Origin of the sequence: Clostridium sartagoforme AAU1 (assembly GCF_000401215.1) — a bacterium.
Taxonomy (GTDB): Bacteria; Bacillota; Clostridia; order Clostridiales; family Clostridiaceae; genus Clostridium; species Clostridium sartagoforme.
In genome coordinates, this window is the sequence record NZ_ASRV01000132.1 from 1 (window position 1) to 20,307 (window position 20,307).

Annotated in this window: 22 protein-coding genes and 1 pseudogene; 18 read left to right on the plus strand and 5 right to left on the minus strand. The window is 27.7% G+C overall.

Annotation, left to right across the window (positions count from 1 at the left end; genetic code table 11):
* Nucleotides 1–217: 217 nt before the first annotated feature.
* Nucleotides 218–805 (minus strand): flavodoxin family protein, encoded by a 588-nt coding sequence (locus A500_RS10395; protein ID WP_083935692.1) that lies wholly within the window; start codon nucleotides 803–805, stop codon nucleotides 218–220.
* Between the two features lie 110 nt (nucleotides 806–915).
* Nucleotides 916–2,004, minus strand: coding sequence for a glycosyltransferase (locus A500_RS10400; protein WP_016207546.1), 1,089 nt, complete (start codon nucleotides 2,002–2,004; stop codon nucleotides 916–918).
* Nucleotides 2,005–2,129: 125 nt separating this feature from the next.
* Here A500_RS10400 and A500_RS10405 point away from each other — a divergent pair, with 125 nt between their 5' ends.
* From A500_RS10405 to A500_RS10420, 4 genes and pseudogenes are all read left to right on the plus strand, one after another.
* Complete coding sequence (locus A500_RS10405; RefSeq protein ID WP_016207547.1) at nucleotides 2,130–2,699, plus strand: TetR/AcrR family transcriptional regulator; 570 nt, start codon at nucleotides 2,130–2,132, stop codon at nucleotides 2,697–2,699.
* Nucleotides 2,700–3,304: 605 nt separating this feature from the next.
* On the plus strand, nucleotides 3,305–4,108 hold the full coding sequence (locus A500_RS10410; protein WP_016207548.1) for an alpha/beta fold hydrolase: 804 nt from the start codon (nucleotides 3,305–3,307) through the stop codon (nucleotides 4,106–4,108).
* Nucleotides 4,109–4,232: 124 nt separating this feature from the next.
* Nucleotides 4,233–4,997, plus strand: a complete 765-nt coding sequence (locus A500_RS10415) for a MerR family transcriptional regulator (protein ID WP_016207549.1) — start codon at nucleotides 4,233–4,235, stop codon at nucleotides 4,995–4,997.
* 13 nt (nucleotides 4,998–5,010) lie between these two features.
* Nucleotides 5,011–5,253, plus strand: a pseudogene (locus A500_RS10420) (ABC transporter permease); the annotation flags it as partial.
* Between the two features lie 134 nt (nucleotides 5,254–5,387).
* On the opposite strand, the gene A500_RS10425 reads toward A500_RS10420, so the two are convergent.
* On the minus strand, nucleotides 5,388–5,729 hold the full coding sequence (locus tag A500_RS10425) for a winged helix-turn-helix transcriptional regulator (RefSeq protein WP_016207551.1): 342 nt from the start codon (nucleotides 5,727–5,729) through the stop codon (nucleotides 5,388–5,390).
* A gap of 234 nt (nucleotides 5,730–5,963) precedes the next feature.
* Here A500_RS10425 and A500_RS10430 point away from each other — a divergent pair, with 234 nt between their 5' ends.
* The 5 genes from A500_RS10430 (at nucleotide 5,964) to A500_RS10450 (ending at nucleotide 9,166) form a co-directional block, all read left to right on the plus strand.
* Nucleotides 5,964–6,599 (plus strand): flavodoxin family protein, encoded by a 636-nt coding sequence (locus A500_RS10430; RefSeq protein WP_016207552.1) that lies wholly within the window; start codon nucleotides 5,964–5,966, stop codon nucleotides 6,597–6,599.
* Between the two features lie 115 nt (nucleotides 6,600–6,714).
* Nucleotides 6,715–6,972, plus strand: coding sequence for an aldo/keto reductase (locus tag A500_RS10435; protein WP_016207553.1), 258 nt, complete (start codon nucleotides 6,715–6,717; stop codon nucleotides 6,970–6,972).
* Between the two features lie 462 nt (nucleotides 6,973–7,434).
* Nucleotides 7,435–7,755 (plus strand): PadR family transcriptional regulator, encoded by a 321-nt coding sequence (locus A500_RS10440; RefSeq protein ID WP_016207554.1) that lies wholly within the window; start codon nucleotides 7,435–7,437, stop codon nucleotides 7,753–7,755.
* A gap of 15 nt (nucleotides 7,756–7,770) precedes the next feature.
* Nucleotides 7,771–8,499 (plus strand): DUF2812 domain-containing protein, encoded by a 729-nt coding sequence (locus A500_RS10445; protein ID WP_016207555.1) that lies wholly within the window; start codon nucleotides 7,771–7,773, stop codon nucleotides 8,497–8,499.
* 178 nt (nucleotides 8,500–8,677) lie between these two features.
* Nucleotides 8,678–9,166, plus strand: coding sequence for a helix-turn-helix domain-containing protein (locus A500_RS10450; RefSeq protein WP_016207556.1), 489 nt, complete (start codon nucleotides 8,678–8,680; stop codon nucleotides 9,164–9,166).
* A gap of 147 nt (nucleotides 9,167–9,313) precedes the next feature.
* Here A500_RS10450 and A500_RS10455 read toward each other — a convergent pair whose 3' ends face one another.
* Complete coding sequence (locus tag A500_RS10455) at nucleotides 9,314–10,426, minus strand: DNA alkylation repair protein (protein WP_016207557.1); 1,113 nt, start codon at nucleotides 10,424–10,426, stop codon at nucleotides 9,314–9,316.
* 314 nt (nucleotides 10,427–10,740) lie between these two features.
* Between A500_RS10455 and A500_RS10460 the strand changes: the two genes are divergently transcribed.
* From A500_RS10460 to A500_RS10485, 7 genes are all read left to right on the plus strand, one after another.
* A complete protein-coding gene (locus A500_RS10460) occupies nucleotides 10,741–11,409 on the plus strand; it encodes a response regulator transcription factor (protein ID WP_016207558.1) in 669 nt (222 codons plus the stop codon).
* On the plus strand, nucleotides 11,406–12,416 hold the full coding sequence (locus A500_RS10465; protein WP_016207559.1) for a sensor histidine kinase: 1,011 nt from the start codon (nucleotides 11,406–11,408) through the stop codon (nucleotides 12,414–12,416). Before A500_RS10460 ends, A500_RS10465 begins: the two co-directional genes overlap by 4 nt.
* Before the next feature lie 94 nt (nucleotides 12,417–12,510).
* A complete protein-coding gene (locus A500_RS10470; RefSeq protein ID WP_016207560.1) occupies nucleotides 12,511–13,278 on the plus strand; it encodes an ABC transporter ATP-binding protein in 768 nt (255 codons plus the stop codon).
* Complete coding sequence (locus tag A500_RS10475; RefSeq protein WP_242835118.1) at nucleotides 13,268–15,073, plus strand: FtsX-like permease family protein; 1,806 nt, start codon at nucleotides 13,268–13,270, stop codon at nucleotides 15,071–15,073. Before A500_RS10470 ends, A500_RS10475 begins: the two co-directional genes overlap by 11 nt.
* A complete protein-coding gene (locus A500_RS21285) occupies nucleotides 15,027–15,326 on the plus strand; it encodes an FtsX-like permease family protein (RefSeq protein ID WP_242835119.1) in 300 nt (99 codons plus the stop codon). Before A500_RS10475 ends, A500_RS21285 begins: the two co-directional genes overlap by 47 nt.
* Before the next feature lie 174 nt (nucleotides 15,327–15,500).
* A complete protein-coding gene (locus tag A500_RS21290; RefSeq protein WP_016207561.1) occupies nucleotides 15,501–15,785 on the plus strand; it encodes a hypothetical protein in 285 nt (94 codons plus the stop codon).
* A 183-nt stretch (nucleotides 15,786–15,968) separates the two neighbouring features.
* Nucleotides 15,969–16,511, plus strand: coding sequence for a DUF1697 domain-containing protein (locus tag A500_RS10485; RefSeq protein WP_016207562.1), 543 nt, complete (start codon nucleotides 15,969–15,971; stop codon nucleotides 16,509–16,511).
* 183 nt (nucleotides 16,512–16,694) lie between these two features.
* Here A500_RS10485 and A500_RS10490 read toward each other — a convergent pair whose 3' ends face one another.
* Nucleotides 16,695–17,444, minus strand: coding sequence for an acyl-[acyl-carrier-protein] thioesterase (locus A500_RS10490; protein WP_016207563.1), 750 nt, complete (start codon nucleotides 17,442–17,444; stop codon nucleotides 16,695–16,697).
* 295 nt (nucleotides 17,445–17,739) lie between these two features.
* Here A500_RS10490 and A500_RS10495 point away from each other — a divergent pair, with 295 nt between their 5' ends.
* Together A500_RS10495 and A500_RS10500 are read left to right on the plus strand one after the other, a co-directional pair.
* On the plus strand, nucleotides 17,740–18,588 hold the full coding sequence (locus tag A500_RS10495) for a helix-turn-helix domain-containing protein (protein ID WP_423219293.1): 849 nt from the start codon (nucleotides 17,740–17,742) through the stop codon (nucleotides 18,586–18,588).
* Nucleotides 18,589–19,017: 429 nt separating this feature from the next.
* Complete coding sequence (locus A500_RS10500; protein ID WP_016207565.1) at nucleotides 19,018–20,307, plus strand: ABC transporter substrate-binding protein; 1,290 nt, start codon at nucleotides 19,018–19,020, stop codon at nucleotides 20,305–20,307.

Consider the following 20,307-nt stretch of genomic DNA (forward strand, 5'->3'; position numbering starts at 1 on the left):
TTATGTTATAATTTGTGTAAGTGAAGTATATGTTTAAAAATGTAAAAACAAAATAAGAGCAAGATTTTTATATGACTTTACCAAATTTAGTGCTACAAAAAGAATAAGGAAAGACAATAGCTCTATAATATGACAAAATATACAATTTTATTAAATAAAGTATAAATTGGTGAACAGGATGTTTTAATGAGATGGATTAAAGTAATGTAAGTATTTTTTATATATTTTTCCCAATAGAAATTAGTTTTGATTGAAGTTTTACATCATTTTTAACCTTATCAATAGTAGTACAACCATGAATTATAATATTCCTGTTATTAACTAATCCCATTGCTTTTAAAGATTTACCTGTATTTCTAATATATTTTGAAAAAATAAAAGGGATAGGTGCACCATAGGTGCAAAGCATTATAACATTACGTTTTCCGAAACGTGGTTTATGGTATTTATCGGTAAGTGGATAACATCTATCCAGAAAGGTTTTTGTGTATCCGTTAACTTGGTTAATATAAATTGGCGATGATATTATTACAGTATCAGCGGTTTTAATATTTTCAAAAATCTCAGTGAAATCGTCTTTCAAAACGCATACACCACCATTTTCTACACATTTTCTGCAACCTAAACAGTTTTTTATGTTAATTTTAGAAAGCTCATATTTTAAAAATATTGCTCCTTTTTCTTTTGCACCTTTAAGTATGCAATCTAAAGCAAATGCACCATTTCCATTAATATGTGGACTACCTAAAATTGCTACAATTTTATGCATATTTAATTTACCATCCTTATAATTATATCTACACAATGCTTTGCTCCATTTTCACTTGCAATATTTTTACCCAATTGCTTTGCATTTTTGGTGATTTTGTCAGATAAAGCATAGTTTATTGATTCTACAAGCTTTTTTGCTGATAATTATTTTTTGTATATAGGTTTTGTCCCTACGCCAATGTCGTAACTACGATGTGCCCATGCAAATTGGTCGTTGGAAAAGGGAATAATAATAGACGGCACTCCTGCAGCAAACCCAGCTGCTGTTGTACCTGCCCCACCGTGGTGACAGACAGCCAAGCATTTTGGAAATAGCCATGTATGAGGGATTCTGTCTATTGCGAATATATTTTCAGGTAAGTTCTTAACATTACCCATACCACAAATAATTCCACGATTATCTGTTTTAGATAATGATTCCTTTACATAAGATATAAACTTATCTTTATTTTTTTCGTTAAATACAGAACCAAATCCAAAATAAATAGGTTTTTCACCCTCTGATAAAAACTCTACAAGTTCTTTTGGTGGAGTATATTCATCATTTTCTTGAGTAAACCAATATCCAAATTGGTAAACATTTTTATTCCAGTCTCCTGGACGTGGAAAAACATAATTTGAACAAGAAACAATGGATGGATGGTTTTCATCTACTAGTTCAAAAGGACAATTAAAATTTTCTGGTAGTTTACCGAATTTTTCTTTCCAATAAAGTATAACGCCTGTTTTAGATGCCATCCATAACATGCCCTGTAGCATTTTATAAGACAAAGAAATAGGCATTTTCGTTTTCCCATAAGCGATAATTGATGGCACCTTAGAAGTTTTCAACATAGGAAAAGGAGATGCCATAACAGATGGTATTCCCATTTGTTCTGCAGCAAAATAGCCAATGGTGCAACCAGTATGATATACAACAACATCACTACCAATACATGCTTCATACATTTCATCAACCATCATTTTCGAATACTTTTTCATTTTGTTAAAGGTAAAAAGCATTTTAAGTGGATTTGTTGAACTTTGAGCAGCCTCTAGAAGCTTAGGATCAATATCTACAGATTTATAATCTGCTGCAAGTGGAAAATGTTTTATTCCATAACTTGTAATAAAATCTCCAAAGCTTTTACCTGCTGCAATTCGTACATATTCCCCCTGTTTTTTTAACTCAATAGCCAGAGCAATATATGGCTGAATATCTCCACGAGAACCACTACATAAAATTGTAATCATTATTGCCTCCTAAAATCTATTTGATTTGAACAACAGCTTGTTGTATGATTTTAGTGTATTCTACATATAAGAACTATTCAACCGACAATATCCGTCAATATGTCGGATTTTATAAAGGAGCAGTTATGGCAAAATATAAGGAAATATCTACACAAACAAGACAAAACCTCATAGACGCTTTTTGGGAGCTTTATTGTGAGAAGCGTATTGAAAAAATAACAGTCCGTGAAATAACCACAAAAGCAGGATACAATCGAAGTACTTTTTACGAGTATTTTAACGACGTTTATGATGTTCTTAAGCAGATTGAAGAATCTCTTTTACCAAACATTGAAGAAATGCCACCACTTTTACCAACAGGATACAATGAATCGGTACCTATAGATTCATTTATAAAGCTATATTCAAGTAGTAGTAAGTATTACACTGTGCTTTTAGGTGATAATGGAGACCCTGCTTTTGCAGGTAAGATGAAAAATGGTATAAAAGCAAAACTATTGGAGCAGTTAGAAGCAAATGAGAGTACTATGGAAATTGATTATACCCTTGAGTATATGTTATCTGCTATGATTGGAATATTAACCTATTGGTTTAAAAATAATGAAAATATTTCAAAAGAAGATTTAGTTAAGTTAATGTATGAGCTTATGAACAGTGAGGGGATAAATAAATTGGTCACGAAATTAAAATTGTGATTATTACCAAGTTATGAAAATATTACAAAGAGCTTCATGCGTTGATGAGCTTGTACACAGCAATAGAAAAAGCTGAACAAAAAATCGAATATTTAAGTAGTAACGAAGATGCAATAAGAATTTATTAGATGTTTTAGATGATGAAACTATATAAATTAAGACAGGATTAAATATAGAAGAAATTAAAGATTTAAGAGATAAGAATTATTAGGATAGGTAAAAATCTATCTTATTTTCATATAAAAATATAATGAAAACTTAAATTTGAAATTCTATTAATTATATTGTATGTGTGGAAATCTAAAGTTTTTTACTTATGGTACAGTGAACCGTACCACAAGTAAGTGACTACTTTTGATAAATGAGTCACTGGTATTTATAGTTAGTTTACGAAATTATTGAATATTAAATTTTAGGTCTTCTAAAAAACGGTCAGTAGGTTTAAAATAAAACTAATCTACTGACCGTTTTGGTCTATAAAGGAGCATATTATGAAAGCTTTGAAGAGATAAAGAAGGTAAGTGAGTTTAAGTGTATGATGGATTCTTTGAAAAAATATTATTACAAGGAAGAATTTGTGATTAAACTATAAGGAGGAGTTAATTATGGAGGATAAATTCAGACTTTTGGTATTTCAAAATCTGAATTGTGAGATTCATTACTGGTATAGAAAGGGAACAACAAATAAATGGGTAATATTTTTTCATGGAGCAGGTGTTAATCATGAAATGTTCAATGAACAATTTAAGGCATTTGATGATACTTATAATTTAATTGCATGGGATTCTCGAGGACACGGTTTATCTAAATTGGAGCAAGGGAAAAAATTTCAGTTTAAAGATATGATTAGCGACTGCAAAAAATTATATGAAATTTATAATATTGATAAAGCGATTCTTATAGGTCAATCAATGGGAGGAAATCTGGTTCAGGAAATATCTTATTATTATCCAGAACTAGTAGAAAAATCAGTGCTGATTGACTGTACCAAAAACACAGGTAAGCTCACATTTATGGAAAAGTGTTCACTGAAATGCACTAAGTTTATATTTAACTGCTATCCATGGAAGTTACTAATAAAACAGAGCGCGAATGCTTGTGGAAACAAAGATAGTGTAAAGAAATACGTTAGAGATTGCTTTGAAAGGATAGATAAAAAAATCTTTATTGATATTATAACAGATTTAATAGGATGCCTTCACTATGACCCGGAATTTAAGTTTAAAAAACCTGTATTGTTACTTTGCGGTTCAGATGACAAAACAGGTAATATTAAAAAAATTGCTGAGGCATGGGCAAAAGATGATAGTAATTGTACATTTTATTTTATTAATCATGCAGGTCATAACTCAAATCAAGATAATCCAGATATGGTTAACAAGTTGATCATTGACTTTATAAATAATTAATTATATTAGGGTTATAGTTGTTTACTTATATTTAAACAAATTTAACAAGAACTAAATAAAACTCTCCACTATATCACCATACTTTGTATAAGTGTTATTATAATAACATGGAGGTGCAAATAGTATGGATAATATATATAAAACAGCAGAAGTAGCTAAAAAGGTTGGAGTACATTCAAACACTGTACGTTTGTACGAGAAGCTTAAATTAATACCAGAGGCAAGTAGATTACCAAATGGTTATAGATTATTTACTGACTATCATATAGAGCAGTTTAATCTTGCTAGAACTGCCTTTAAAGTAGAGATTCTGCAAAATGGACTTAGAAAAAAGATAATAAATATTGTTAAGTTATCTGCCAGGGGAGAGTTTCTAGAAGCAATTAGTTGTACAAATGACTACATTAATCAAATAAAACAAGAGCAAAAGAATGCAGAAGAAGCTATAGAACTTTCAAGGAAGCTTTTATTAGGTATAGATGCTAAGGATAATGATATAATCTTCTCAAGAAAGCAAACTGCAGATTATCTACAAGTAACAATGGATACATTAAGAAATTGGGAGATGAATTGTTTGCTTACAGTTAAGAGAAAGCAGAATGGATATCGAGTTTATACTGAAAGTGATATTAATAGATTAAAGATAATACGGACATTACGTTGTGCTAACTATTCTCTTTCAGCGATTTTAAGAATGATGAATGCCTTATCAGAAAGCAGGGATATTGATATTAGAGAGGTGATTAATAAACCCCAAAAGAATGAGAACATTATTACAGCATGTGACAAACTTCTTACCTCCTTAAGTGATGCAGAAAAGAATGCTCATAGTATATTGAAACAATTAGAATATATGAAAAATGAATTCAATATAAACTCTACACTTTAACACTAGACTTTGAGCTGGTGTTATTATTTTATATTTTCCTATGCTTATATTTTCAGGAGCGACATTACCATATGATGTTATGCCAATAGCACTTCAGAAAGTATCAGATATCTTACCATTAACTCAAGGGATAAAGCTTTTAAAAAGTGCATCACTTAATTTAAGTATTGATAATGAAATGCTTCCAATTTTAGTTATAAGTATACTTGCTGTGATATGTATTGGAGTAGCTATTAAATTTTTTAGGTGGGAGTAATTTTAAAAGCAAAATTGAATTAATATAAAACTTAAAATCAGGACAATAGATAAGTTTGTGCAAACCTAATTTATCTACTGTCTTTTTTGTATTATTAGTTGGTAAATTTGCAATAATAATCACAATTATATATGTTAATCACAGCTACCATCTAAATCAGGGTAATATTTAATAGACCAAGATTCAAGTTCCTTAATGAGCTTAGTAATTTCTTTCCCTTTATCAGTTAGATGATACTCAACTTTAGGTGGAACTTCAGGATATATTTCCTTACCAACTAATCCGTCATTTTCTAATTCTTTTAAATTTTCACTTAAAATTTTTTGGCTTATACCTTTAACAATTCTTTGAAGCTCTAAAAATCTTTTTGGTTCATTATATAAACTACATAATAAAAGAGCCTTCCATTTGCCACGTATAAAATCCATTGCAAAATCTAATAAACAAACATAAGTTTTGTTATTAAAGGAAATCATTAAATTACCTACTTTCAAATATTTTTACATAAGATATTATACTAGAATTTTTAATGTAAATAAAGAATGTTAAATATTAATAAATTATTTTCTATATAAATACCATATCTTAATAAATCATACTTTTAGGTAAGCTATCTAACGTAAAAGTGCGTACTTGTTAAGTATCACAGGCATTTATATAATGAGAGCATAAATAATTTACAAATAATAAATAGATTAAGGAGATGTAATATGAAGGTAGTTGCTTTTAATGGAAGTCCTAAAAAGGAAGGGAATACATATAAATCAATAGAGACTGTAGCAAAAGAATTGGAGAAAGAAAATATTGAGGTAGAAATTATTCACGTTGGAAATAAGGTAATACGTGGATGCTTAGCTTGTGGTGGATGTAGTAGAAATAAGAATGAAAAGTGTGTCATTAATAACGATGAAGTTAATGAATGGATTGCAAAGATGAAAGAGGCTGATGGGATTATATTAGGATCTCCAGTTCATTATTCTGCTATTGCAGGAACCATGAAATCATTCTTAGACCGTGCTTTTCTTGTAACATCAGTAAATGATGGTATGCTTAGACATAAAGTTGGAGCAAGTGTTGTTGCAGTTAGAAGATCAGGAGGAGTTCCGGTATTTGATCAATTAAATAATTATATTAATTATTCAGAAATGTTAATGCCTACATCTAATTATTGGAATGTAGCTTATGGTAGAACCGAAAATGAGGTTCTTCAGGATAGCGAAGGAATGCAAATAATGAGAGTATTAGGTAAGAATATGGCTTGGTTAATGAAGCTTGTTGAATTTGGTAAGGATCATATTGAAGCACCAAAGAGAGAAGAAAAGAATTTTATGAGTTTCATAAGATAAATATATTAATAAAAATAACTAATGATTTTTAAGGAGAAGACCTTACTTAAGTCAAAAAAGTGTTAGGGAATTTTGAAGAGAAAATGATATTCAAGTTGAAGCATGGTCACCTTTAATGGCTGGTAATGGATTATTAGAAAATGAGACATTAAAAGAAATAGCTAAAAAGTACAATAAAACAGTAGCTCAGATAGTGTTACGTTGGGATTTACAAAGTCAAATAGTAACTATCCCTAAATCTACAAATGAGAGAAGGTTAATTGAAAATATAGATATATTTGATTTTAATCTAAGTAAAGATGATATTGATAAGATAGATAGCTTAAATAAAGATTTAAGAGTAGGGCCAGATCCAGATAATTTTGATTTTTAATGTATATTGTATTATTTCTATTTTAGTAAATTTAATTATATAATTAAAAGCTCACTTTAAATAGTTAAGGTGAAGCGTATCATAAGTAAATTATATTATTAATAAACTAAGATAATTAAATATATGGGATAATATATAGTTCCTCAATAGTAAGTTTTAATGAAGTTGAGGAACTTATACTTTTATTATTTACCAAATAATGGGGGTGATGTATTAGTAAAGTACAAATATTTAATTTTACTTTCAAATATGAAAAATAAAATATTTTTGAGAATTTTAATATCACAATACATTCAGAAATTATATACATGACCATTTGTGAATAACTTAAATTGTTATTTGCTAGTAGTTATAATTTTAAAAAGAGAACATATGTGAATATTTGACAATTGTATCATTTATTGATATATTATATTTAATGATATATCAATAAATGATATATAGAATAGAAAGGAGAATTTTATGCCAAGAAAAGATTCTATTGATATTGGGGAACTAACAGATTCTGCTTTTTATATTTTATCTAGTGTTATTGAGGAAAAGCACGGATACCTAATTATGAAAACTATTGAGAACCTTACTAATAATGAAGTTACTATTGGTCCTGCATCACTTTATACAACACTGAAAAAGCTTTTATCAGCAGATTTAGTGGAGTTAGGTTCTGACACAGATGATAATAAAAAAGTATATAAAATAACAAATAAAGGACGAGAGATGCTGATAAAAGAGATTGAGCGTAAAAAACAGATGGTTAAATTTGCTGAAAATTTTTTAAATTAGAAAAGAGGTATATTCATGAAAAGTAAATATGTAATGATTAGTGGATTTGCATTTACTGAAGAAGGTGATATGGAAAAACTAAAAAATTATGCAAGGCAAGGCTGGATATTAGAAGACATAGTAGGAGGTTTTTTCTATAAGCTAAGAAAAGATAAGCCTCAAAATATAGTGTATAGTTTAGATTATCAATCGGATACCGATGGAGAGTATTTTACCATATTCAAAGAAGCAGGATGGGAACTTGTTATTTCTATAAATAACCAAATGCATATTTTTTTAGCGCAAGCTGGGACTAAGCCTATTTATAGTGATAGTAAATCGGAAATAGATAAATATACACGTGTAAGAAATCAAACAAGAAGGGGAACAATCTATTCTTTAATAATAGCTATAGTATTAATAAGCTTGTTAGTTGTTTCTGTAATAGCTATAAGACCTATATTTCTGATTATCTTAGGAGTATTAGTAATTGATATTTTCATATTTATCTTTAATTTTATGCCTTACTTAGCTTATAACTCTAGAATTAAACAAATAAACAGGTATGGTAGATGTAAAAGTGAAGCAGAAAATAACAAAATCACATGGAAGTTATATGCAATTTCAGGCGTTCTATGGTTAGCTATAGGAATATGGCATTTAATTGGTAAACTATATTTTTCTGCAATATTTTTTATAATTTTTGGTGTTTATTTTATTTTTTCAAGTTCAGCCTACTTTAAGAAATATAAAAAGTCATTTTAAATTTTATTCAAAACATTTAAAGTGTAAAAATCTCATTTAAAAGTAATACGTAGAAGTGTATCATAAATGAGTTTTTTACTAAACCTGTAATATTCTACTTTTACTCTATCGATTCTACTTGTGGTGGGTTTCAATATAGTGACTTTGAAATTATTATACTATTAAAGGTGGTGTAATCATGGATACAAAAAAAATCGGAAAATTTATATCAGATGCTAGAAAAAAGAAAAAATTTACACAAGCAGAACTGGGAGAATATTTAAATGTAACTGATAAAGCTGTTTCAAAATGGGAGTGTGGTAAGTGTCTACCAGATAGTTCATTATTTGAAGAGATAAGTAAAGTATTAGAAGTTTCAATGATTGAATTATTAAAAGGAGAATATATTGAACAAGAAAATGCAGAAGTAGAAAGTAATAAAACTATAAACTCATTGCTTAATGAGATTAAAAAGTTAAAGAGAAATGAATCTTTGGTTGGAGCTTTATGTGCTATATTAATATCATTTGTTACAGCAATTTATTCTGTTATATGGGAACCAGGTGAAAAAGCTTATCAACAATTTTTTTCAGGATTTATTGAAGCTATCAGTGGTAGCTGCCTTATTATAGGAATAATTCTTATATTCTATACATGGGTAAAATACTCTGAAAAAAATTCTAAATAATAAGTAGATTATAAATTAACTCTAATGGAGCTGTCGAATAGACAGCCCAATCAAGAATTAATAATTAAAAGTGGATAGTTATTTTTAGTAATTTGTTCAAAGTTACTGAAAATAACTTAGTTTTGAAAACTCCTAAAGGAGTTTTTTTCATTTTTTACTTTCTATAATATTTAGTGTACTGTGAGCAATTTCTATTCCATTTACAAGTAGTGTAATTTTATGAATACCAGGATAATGTTTACGTGTAGTAAGATCTGCAAAGTTGTGAGTGCGTCTTCCAGATAAATGTTCACCACCTGACATAGTTTTATCGGATAAGAAAAACAACTTACGGGATAAGCGTGAATTTGATTTTATAAAGTCAATACCATACTCTAAACGGATATGTGAAGGCGTATTACGTACTATATCAATTGAGTAATTAAGCTCACAGCTATCTCCTATTTTAAGTTCCTTTGGAGTAACATTAAAAATTACATTCTTAAATAAAGGGTTTTCATCAGAAAAATCTGTATAACCAAAGAGATCTAATGCTATAGGATTTGCATTTCGCACTAGAGTACGACAACCTTTTCGAAGAATCCAGTCTGTTTCAGAACTATAGCCTATCCATTTTTTTACTAGTTCTATAACAACTTTAGGATTATCTTTTGAAATATCATTTAGGTTGTTGGCTACACTTTTGCGTACATAAAGTGATGTGTCTGCCATAAGATTTTCCAAAATTTTTAAAATTGGTGATGGATTATTTTTAAACATAGGAAGTGATGTTCCCCATGGAAGACGGGGACGACAGCCTTCACTGGAAAAGCGACGAATATGTTCATTTTTATGCAATGACCATTTAAACATATAGACCATTACACGCTCAGGATCATTAAGTAAAAATGGGCGGATAGCGAACTCTGATGATGACTGCTCTGTAAAACGTTCTAAGGCATTCATTGAAAGTTCAAAGTGTTTTTTATTCTGTCCATAAGTAGCGACAAAGTCAGGAAAAAATAAATATGGAAATCCAACACAGTCTTCATTTATTAAAAATAAAATTTGTAGAGCGTCTTCAAAATCCTTTGGAAGATATTCGCCTAATTTCTCTGCGATCTTATGTATTCTGGCTTTTAACTCTAATTCAGCCCATGGAGGTGATAAAACACAAGCTGTAAACAGCTCTGAATTAAATTCTGTATAGACTTTATGAACTTTATCTCCAAAGTCCTTTAAAAATTCACTTGAATAAATATTTTTTAATGGTTCACTCATAACTAATTTTCATTCTCCTTCAAATTCTTTGTTTATATTAAATAATGATGATTTACTTAGCATATTTTCTAAACGCGTAGAAGTTTCATCTAAAAGTATAAATTATATAACTTGACAGCATAATGTCATATTATGTGATTTTTTAATAAAAATATACGATATTCTTTTCACAATTTTCTATAAAAAATATTTCTAAATAACGGGTACAATTATGCAAATATCAAATACAACTTTTAAGGAAAACTTATTATTTATAACTATCTAATAATAGTATAATAAAAATTAAGAATAACTATAGTAAGGATTTGTTAAATATGTATAATATAATGATAATTGATGATAATGAACAACTACAAAATGGAATAGGAAATGTGTTAGTTAGTAATGGATATTCCATTATTAAACCAAGGGAGTTTTGTAATATTTCTTATTTAGTAAAAGAAAATAATCCGAGTCTTATATTGTTAGATATAAATTTGCCTGAAAGTGATGGGTTTAAAATTTGTACAGAAATAAGAAGTTTTTCAAGAGTTCCAATTATATTTATAACAAGTAGAGATACTAATATAGATGAATTAATGGGCATAACATTAGGTGGAGATGATTTTATAACTAAGCCTTATAATACTCAAATTCTTTTAGCTAGGATAAAATCTCTTTTAAAAAGAACTTATCCAAGTGATGGAATAACAGATATTATTGAACATAATGGAGCTAGGATAAATATTTTATCAAGCACTGTTGAGCATAATGGTAAAGTCATTGAGCTTACTAAAAATGAATTGAAAATATTACATTACTTATTAAATAATAATGGAAAGATAGTATCTAGAGTAGATATTATGGAATATCTTTGGGACAGCTCTATGTTTGTAAATGATAATACTCTTACAGTCAATATTGGCAGGATTAGAAGTAAATTTGAGGAGCTTGGACTAAAAGATTATATAAAAACTAAAAGAGGTCAAGGGTATTTAGTATGAGTTTAGGTGATTTCTTAAAAAGTAGATTTTCAGTAATATTTTCAAACTCAATTGCCTTGATAACTTTATTAGTTTTTCTTTTTAGTGTAGGAAATACTTTAGATACTTTAAAGATAATATCAATTATATGGATCATAGTGCTTGGAGCTTATTTATTCTTTCAATATAAAAATAGAAAAGCATTTTTCAATGAGATTTCAAAGAGTATAGACAATTTAGATAAAAAGTATTTAATTAGTGAGGTTATTGATAAGCCAGTTTATTTAGAAGCAGAACCTTATTATTATTTACTAAAAAAGGCTGGGAAGTCAATGAGAGAAGAAATAAATTCTATTAAAAATGAAAGAAAGGAATACAAAGAATATATTGAACAGTGGATACATGAAGTTAAAACGCCAATAGCATCTATCAAACTTATAGAAGAAAATAATAAGACAAAGATATCAAGGATTGTGCTACAGGAACTTGAGACTTTAGATAGATGTGTAGAGCAGGCCCTGTTTTATGCAAGAAGTGAAGAAGTAGAAAAAGATTACTTAATAAAAGAAATGTCATTAGAAAATTGTATAAATAAAGTAATAATAAAAAATAAACAAATATTTATTTTGAATAACATAGATGTTGAAATAGAAAATGTAGATAAAAATGTATATTGTGATAGCAAATGGCTTGAGTTTATTTTAAATCAAATTGTAGTTAACGCTAGTAAGTATAGAAATCCAGAAAATCCAAAGGTGAAGATATATACTGAGGATATTAAAAATGGAATTCAACTTATAATAGAAGATAATGGACTTGGGATACCTCAAGCTGAATTAAATAGAGTGTTTGAAAAAGGTTTTACAGGTAGCAGGGGAAGATTAAATAACAAATCTACAGGAATAGGATTATATTTATGTAAAAAATTATGCGGAAAATTAGGATTAATAATAGATATAGAATCAAAGGAAAATTTATATACAAAGGTTATAATTGTGTTTCCAAAAGGAAGCTTTGTTATGAAATAGACTTATATAAGGTGACAACATTGTAACATTAAAGTAATATTAAATCTAATTAGATGGGGTTTAAATGTTGTACAATCCTATTGAGGTGAGATAAATGGAAAAGATATTAAGTATAAAAAACGTTGAAAAATATTATGGAAACAAAGTGAATGTAGTTAAAGCTGTTGATGATATAACTTTTGACGTATATAAAAGTGAATTTGTAGGTGTTATGGGACCATCTGGATCAGGAAAGACGACGTTATTAAATATGATAGCAACAATTGATGATGTTAGTTCTGGCAATATTTATTTGGATAAAGAAGATTTAACTGAAATAAATCAAAAGAACATAGCAAAGTTTAGAAAGGAAAACTTAGGATTTATATTTCAAGACTTTAATTTATTAGATACACTAACTATTCATGAAAATATAGCTTTAGCACTTACTATAAATAAAACTAAAAAAAGTGAAATAGATAATAAAGTGTTAAATATAGCAAGAAAAATTGGAATAGAAGATTTACTAGAAAAATACCCTTATGAAGTATCTGGAGGACAAAAACAAAGAACTGCTTGTGCAAGGGCATTAGTGACTAATCCTAAACTTATATTAGCTGATGAGCCAACAGGAGCACTTGATTCTAAATCTGCTCAAATGTTAATAGAAATGATGTCAAATTTAAATAAAGATTTAGGTGCAACTATATTAATGGTAACTCATGATTCATTTACAGCTAGTTATTGTAATAGGATATTATTTATTAAGGATGGTAAAATATTTACAGAACTAGTGAAAGGTGAAGATACACGTAGACAGTTTTTTAATAAAATATTAGATGTAGTGGCATTATTAGGTGGTGATGTAAGAGATGTACGTTAAATTAGCCAAAAGTAATGCAAAAAAATCTATTAAGGATTATTTAATTTATTTTATTACAATAACAATATGCGTAAGCTTATTTTATGCTATTACATCACTTTCAAGTTCAAGTTATGAACTAATTACTGAGGAATCTTATAACTTTAGAAATTTAAAATTAATATTAAAGTATTCAACTTATATAATTACAGCAATGCTTATTTTACTTGTAGCTTATGTAAATAAATACATAATAAGAAGACGTCAAAGAGAGTTTTCAATATATATACTACATGGAATGGAACAAAAAAATGTGGCATTGATGTTTTTCATTGAAACACTCGTAATTGGAATTTTAGCTATAATATCGGGAATATTTGTGGGGACTTTATTTTCTCAAGTAATTACAGCTATAGTTTTAATAAGTGCAAAGCAAGAAGTAGCATTTAGCTTTAAGTTATATATGGATACGGTAGGAATTACATTTATATTCTTTATATCTATGTTTTGTATAATAGGATTGTATAATATTATAGTTTTAAGAAAAATAAAACTTATAGATATGTTAAATGCACATAAGCAAGTTGAGTTTCAATTTAAAAGAAGTGGGAAAGTTTATAGTGCAATATTTGCATTATCAATAATTTTATATATAATATGTGGCTATTGTACTTTTAAATTAATAAATACAAAAATTGATTATAGTATAAAATCTTTAATGTTTATAGCTATATCACTTTTGGCTTTTATAATAGGAACTTATGCACTATTTTATTCTATTTCTTATATACTTATACACATAAAAAATAAGTATATTAATTTTAAGTACGAAGGTACAAATTTATTTTTAATAGGAACACTGGTATCTAAAATAAAGTCGGCTCCAATACTAATGGCTACTATAGCAATGACCTTTTTAGGAGCGATGATAAGTTTTATAATTACACTTGTAATGGCTCAGTGGGCTATAGGATATTTAGATATGAGAGTTCCTTATGATGTAGAAATAAGAAATAATTATAGTAATGGATTTTTAACAGAAAACAATATAACTGATATTAAAGATATACCTCAATTAGATTATAGTGAGATTATAGATTACTTAAATGACAAGGATCATGATGTAAATAGTTATTGCGAGGTAGAAAAATATTTTATAAATAAAGATGATTTTTATAACAAAGATAAAAATAATGTTTCAACTATAGCTATAAGCTTAAGTGATTTTAATAAACTAAGAAGTATGCTAGGGTATGATGAAATAGAGCTTAAGGATAATGAGTTTACAACTCAATGGCATAGTGCAGTCAATGATGAAGAAATAAGTAATTATATTAAAGATTATGCTAATTTGAATGTAAATGGAGAAGAACTAAAACTAAGTGAAAATTCAAATTATAAAGAATCTATTGGAGAAGGGCTTTATGGATCTTACGTAAATAATATTATAATTTTACCAGATAAGGTATGCGATAATCTTACTTTTGCAGAGAAAAACTTTGTAGCTAATATTAATAATAAAATGAGTTATGAAGAAGCTGATGATTTTCAATATAAGTATGTTAATGAGTGGTTTAGAAAAAGTAATGATGAATTTATAAAAAAATATGATATATCATCTAGTGTAGTTAGAGTCAGAATAAAATCATCGGAAACTAATAATATCTTAAATATGACTTTAGCTATGAGAATTCTTGGAATATATTTAGGTGTAGTATTACTTATGATAAGCTTAACAATTTTATCACTTAGTCAGCTTGCAGATTCCATTGAGCATAAAGATAGATTTAGTAGTGCTAAAAAGATTAGGGGTTGAGGATAAAGAAATTAATAAGATTATATTAAAGCAAATTTCATTATATTTTATAATTCCTATATCTATAGCCATGGTTGGAGTTATAGTTTTTATTTATAATTATTATCTGATTTATAAAGATATAATTAGTACCTATATTGGCGATATTACATTTGTTTTAAGTATAATTACTGGAATTGTATTAATGATTGGAATTTATATATGTTACTTTGGAGGAACATATTATACTTTTAAGAGAAATGTTAATAGTTAAATTTATTTGATTATAAATTTATATGAATTTTTATATCAATATTTATTATTAATAAAAAAAGCATAAAATATCACTCATCATAATTCTGAGGATAGTATAATTGATTAAAATAGAAGACAAAGGGTTTTAAAACTATTCTTTGTATCTATTAAAATGATAGGAGTGATTATTATAATGGAAAATAATCTTAGATTTTATCAAGAGCATGATATTATGACAGAAATAAAAACCATGGAAGATATGGTTACCAATATACCAAAGGATATAAAAACTATTATATCTTATGTACAAAATATATTGCTCCATCAACATTGGAGTGAGGCTTATGGAGTGAAGCTTAGTGAATCAAAATATAGACATCGAAACATGGATGATATTGAGTATTATTATTATAATGAAAATGAACTTGTGTTGCTGATCTTTATATACCTATTAGTAATTATTAATATATACAAATAAAAAAGGACTTACTATGATAAGGAAGTCCTTTAAACATATTTTAAGAACAATTCATATTAATAAAGAAATTAACATTATATAAAGAAAGAGCAAACAAAACATCTACTTAAAAACTATTATTATAAAAAGTATAATAAAGAGCAATGATTTAAAAAATATTTGTAAAAAATAGGAGATAAATATATGATTTATGTTGCTTTACTAAGAGGAATAAATGTCGGTGGAAAAAATAAAATAGATATGAAATTGCTGAAAGAAACTTTTATACTAGCAGGAATGGAATCTGTTATTACATATATTAATTCTGGAAATGTGATTTTTACAGATATGAAACATACAAAGTCAGAAATAGCAGAATTTCTCGAAGAAGCTATATTTAGAGATTTTCAGTTAAATATTAAAGTATTGATCCGTAGCCAAAATGATTTTGAGCATATGATGAAAATTCTACCAGAATCATGGAAGAATGATAAAACTATGAGAAGTGACGTATTATTTTTATGGGAAGAATTCGATAGAGAAACAGTTATTAATGAATTTAAAATTAATAAAGAAGTAGATACTGTTATTTATGTAGCAGGAGCAATTCTATGGACATTAGATAAAGCAAATATTACGAAAAGTGGGTTAAATAAACTTGTAGGAACTGACTTATATAAAAAAATGACAGTGAGAAACGTTAATACTACCCGTAAAATATATGAAATTATGAAAGGGATAGAATAACCTGAATTAAAATAACATAGTATATTTATGATAGCTTCTAATAGCATCTTATTTATTGTCGAAATGCAAAAGGTTATCATAAGTAAGTAACACGGATATTTAAATTTTTTTCCATAGATAAATTAAAAATGATCGTGTATTCAATAGATAACACGATCATTTTTTCTCTGTTATATAAAGATATCATTTTTTCTTCCATATTATTTGCAGTTTTGTAAGAAGCAGTCCACTATCACTTGTAATATTATGAATTGTATTAATACCGTTATTTTCATCATAAACCACTTCAGATGAAATATGTAGTGTATCTCCATCAGTTGTTTCCTTTTTAAACAATACTTTAATGTTAAATAAATTATATTCGGTTAAAATAGATCTTGGTAGAGTATCCATAGCCATTTCGATATACTTTACATTATTCACATGCCCATTAGAGTCAATATCACTATATCTAACAGGATAGTTTTTCATGTAATCTGCTTTTTGAATTTTAGGTATATCATCTAAAACAGGTACTTCATCTAATTCTTTTTTAAGACCATATATTTCGCTTTGTTCAGAGGATATCCTCATAGGACGTCTCTTTTCAAAATCTATCAATATAGCGGTTGAAAAAACTTCTCCCATAACTTTTCCTTCAGAGTTTTTTATAGTATTTTGTCTATAACCATAGAATTTTTTTGCACCTAATACCTTAGTTTGAACTTTTATTTCATCTCTTAATTTAGGATATTCATATATAGTTATATCATATTTTAAAAGTACCCAAATACAATTATTTTGAGCAAAGCCTTCCTTAGTTTCTCCTAAAGAGTCAGATTGGGATATAATAACATCCCATAAGAAATTTCCTAAAGATGAAAATTTACATTTATGTTCAGAGTCAACATCAAAAAAGTTTATTGTATAGTCCTTTTCAAAAATATCATTCAATTATAGTCCCTCCTTTTTTAGTTTAAATATGTTTTATATTAAATATTGTATCATAGTTTTAGAAATTTCATATATTTTACAGAATATCTAGAAGATAATGGACTTAATAAATATTAATAAATTTTCTTATAAGTACGATAGTTTAAGTATTGCCGATTATTGATTACTTCTTACATATAGGGACTTATCAATCTAAGAAATCATAGAAAATATAGTAATGCAACCGATGGTTGACAAAAAGAAATTATTAGTTGGTAGATAAAAACAGGTATATTTTGTATAATTTTTAATGGAGGTGAAGAAATTGAAGTTATCGGAAAAATTACAATTATTAAGAAACAATAATAGGCTATCTCAAGAAGAGCTAGCAGAGAAATTAGGAATATCAAGACAAGCAATTTCAAAATGGGAGTCTGGTAAATCAATACCAGATTTAAACAAATTAGTATCGATATCTGAATTATACAATGTAACTATTGATAGTTTAGTTAAGGATACTGATGAAATTTATATCTTAGACAGTAATGAAATAAAAATTAGTGAAGAGCAAAAACCTGAAAAAGTAGATGATAAAAAAACACAGTTAGTTATTAATATAAATAGGGGTTATCCATTAGAATATGAATATAAAAGTAATAAAATATTATTTGGACTACCGCTAGTGCATATTAATATTGGTAGAGGGTTTAAAAAATCAAGGGGTATAATTTCAATAGGAAATATATCATGTGGAATAATATCATTAGGGTTTATATCATATGGAATTTTAAGTTTTGGTTTTATATCTATTGGTCTAATCACATTAGCACTTTTATCAATAGGATTATTGCTAGCAGTGGGAGTTATTTCTTTGGGGATTTTTTCTATTGGCGCAGTATCTGTAGGAATCTTTTCTATTGGAGCAATATCAATAGGGAAATATGCTGTGGGGGCTAGTGCGATAGCATCAGACATAGCTATAGGTGATTATGCAAGAGCTAATATAGCTATAGGAAATAATACAGAAGGAACACAATCGATTTCTCTACAAACTTCAGCAAGTGATATAAAAAATTTAATAAAGCAAGAATATCCTAATTTAAGTGAGTGGGTTATAAATATAATAGATTTCATTATTAAAAATATTAGGATAGGAGGAAGATAATATTAGATTATGGTTTGAAGCAAATAACTCAATATATCAGAGAAATAATTTATATTTAAACTACTAGAAGTAACTATGGGGCTACATCTGAATTTTTGGAAATTATTCAGTATATAGCCTTATTTTTTTATATTATTCAGAATGATATACAATTTTATACGAAATAGTGGATAATATATACCATTATATAATCTTACTAATATAAATTAATTATAGATTAATAGTAGCACTTTGAAACTTAGAAAATAGTACTTTATGGATAAAATAGTACACTTTTTATTTTATAAGATTCATTTTTTTTATTTTATGTTAAAATTGTAATACTAAATTTGAAAAATAGTACCATTTAAATCCTTTTAGAAAACATTTACAATGATATTAAGCTAGTAGTGAGGACACCTAATTATATAAAATTTATGGAGGGATAAAATGAAAAAAATTAAAATTTTAGTTTCAAGCCTTTTAATACTTAGTATATTTGCTGGAGTTGGATGTTCAAGTAAGACAGATAAAGTGAATAATAAACCTAAAGAAAAAACTAATTTAGTATGGGCAGGCTGGAGTGGTGAAGAAGAAGCCAATAAAGAAACAATAAAGGAAATTATTGATATTTATAATAATTCAACAGATATGTCAGAAATTTCATGGGTTGGCTGGCCTTGGGCTAATACATTGCAGCAGCTAATAATAAGAACTCAAAGTAATCAAGATCTTGATGTGGCACAAGTAGATATGGCATGGCTTGCGACTTTAGCAAAGATGGATGTATTAGTAGATTTAAATGAGATATTAGGAGAAGATTGGATGAAGCAAAACTTATCAGATGCATCCTTAAACTCTGGAAACATTGATGGAAAGCAACTTGCAGTTCCTTGGACTCAAGCATCTATAGGAATGGTTTATAATCCTACTATATTAAAAAATGCAGGTGTTGATAAGGTTCCACAAACTGTAGAGGAGTTTGAAGCAGCACTTAAAAAGATTAAAGAATATGATAAAGATATAATTCCTTATGCAGCAGCAACTAAAGAAGCAGGAAGTATAGCTAAAGATGTAAATGCATGGTTTTGGACTTTTGGTGGTCAATATATAGATGATGATGGAAAGGTTGTAATAAATAGTGAGGCAAATGAAAAAGCATTAACTTGGTATAAAGGTTTAAAGGATAAAGGTTATATAGCAATGGATTTAACAAGATTTGATGCAAGACAATTATTTGCCCAAAATAAAGTTGCTTTCTATGATGACGCTATACTTGCAAGAGGTATTGCTAAGAGCAATGGAGTTTCAGAGGATAAACTTGACGAAACAATAAAGCCAATGGAAAGACCTGTTTTAAAAGCAGGAGACAAGCCTCAATCTACACTATGGGGGCATCAATTAGTTATATTTAAGAGCGCTAAAGATAAAGAGAAGGCTGGAGATTTTATAAAATATTTAATAAGTGAAGAAACTTCCCTTAAATACTTTGAGGCTTCAGGATCTGTTCCTGTAATGAAATCAGCTATTAACAGTGAAAAGGTTAAAAATGATAATTGGTCAAGTGAATGGCTTAAGATAACTGAAACTGGGAAAAAAGCAGAAACACAAAAATTTGAGAATGACAGCCAATTAGCAACTATAATTACTGAAGAAATTCAAAACACTCTACTTGGAGCTAAAACTCCTAAGAAGGCATTAGAAGATGCACAAATGAGGCTTGAGCAAAACATCAACTAA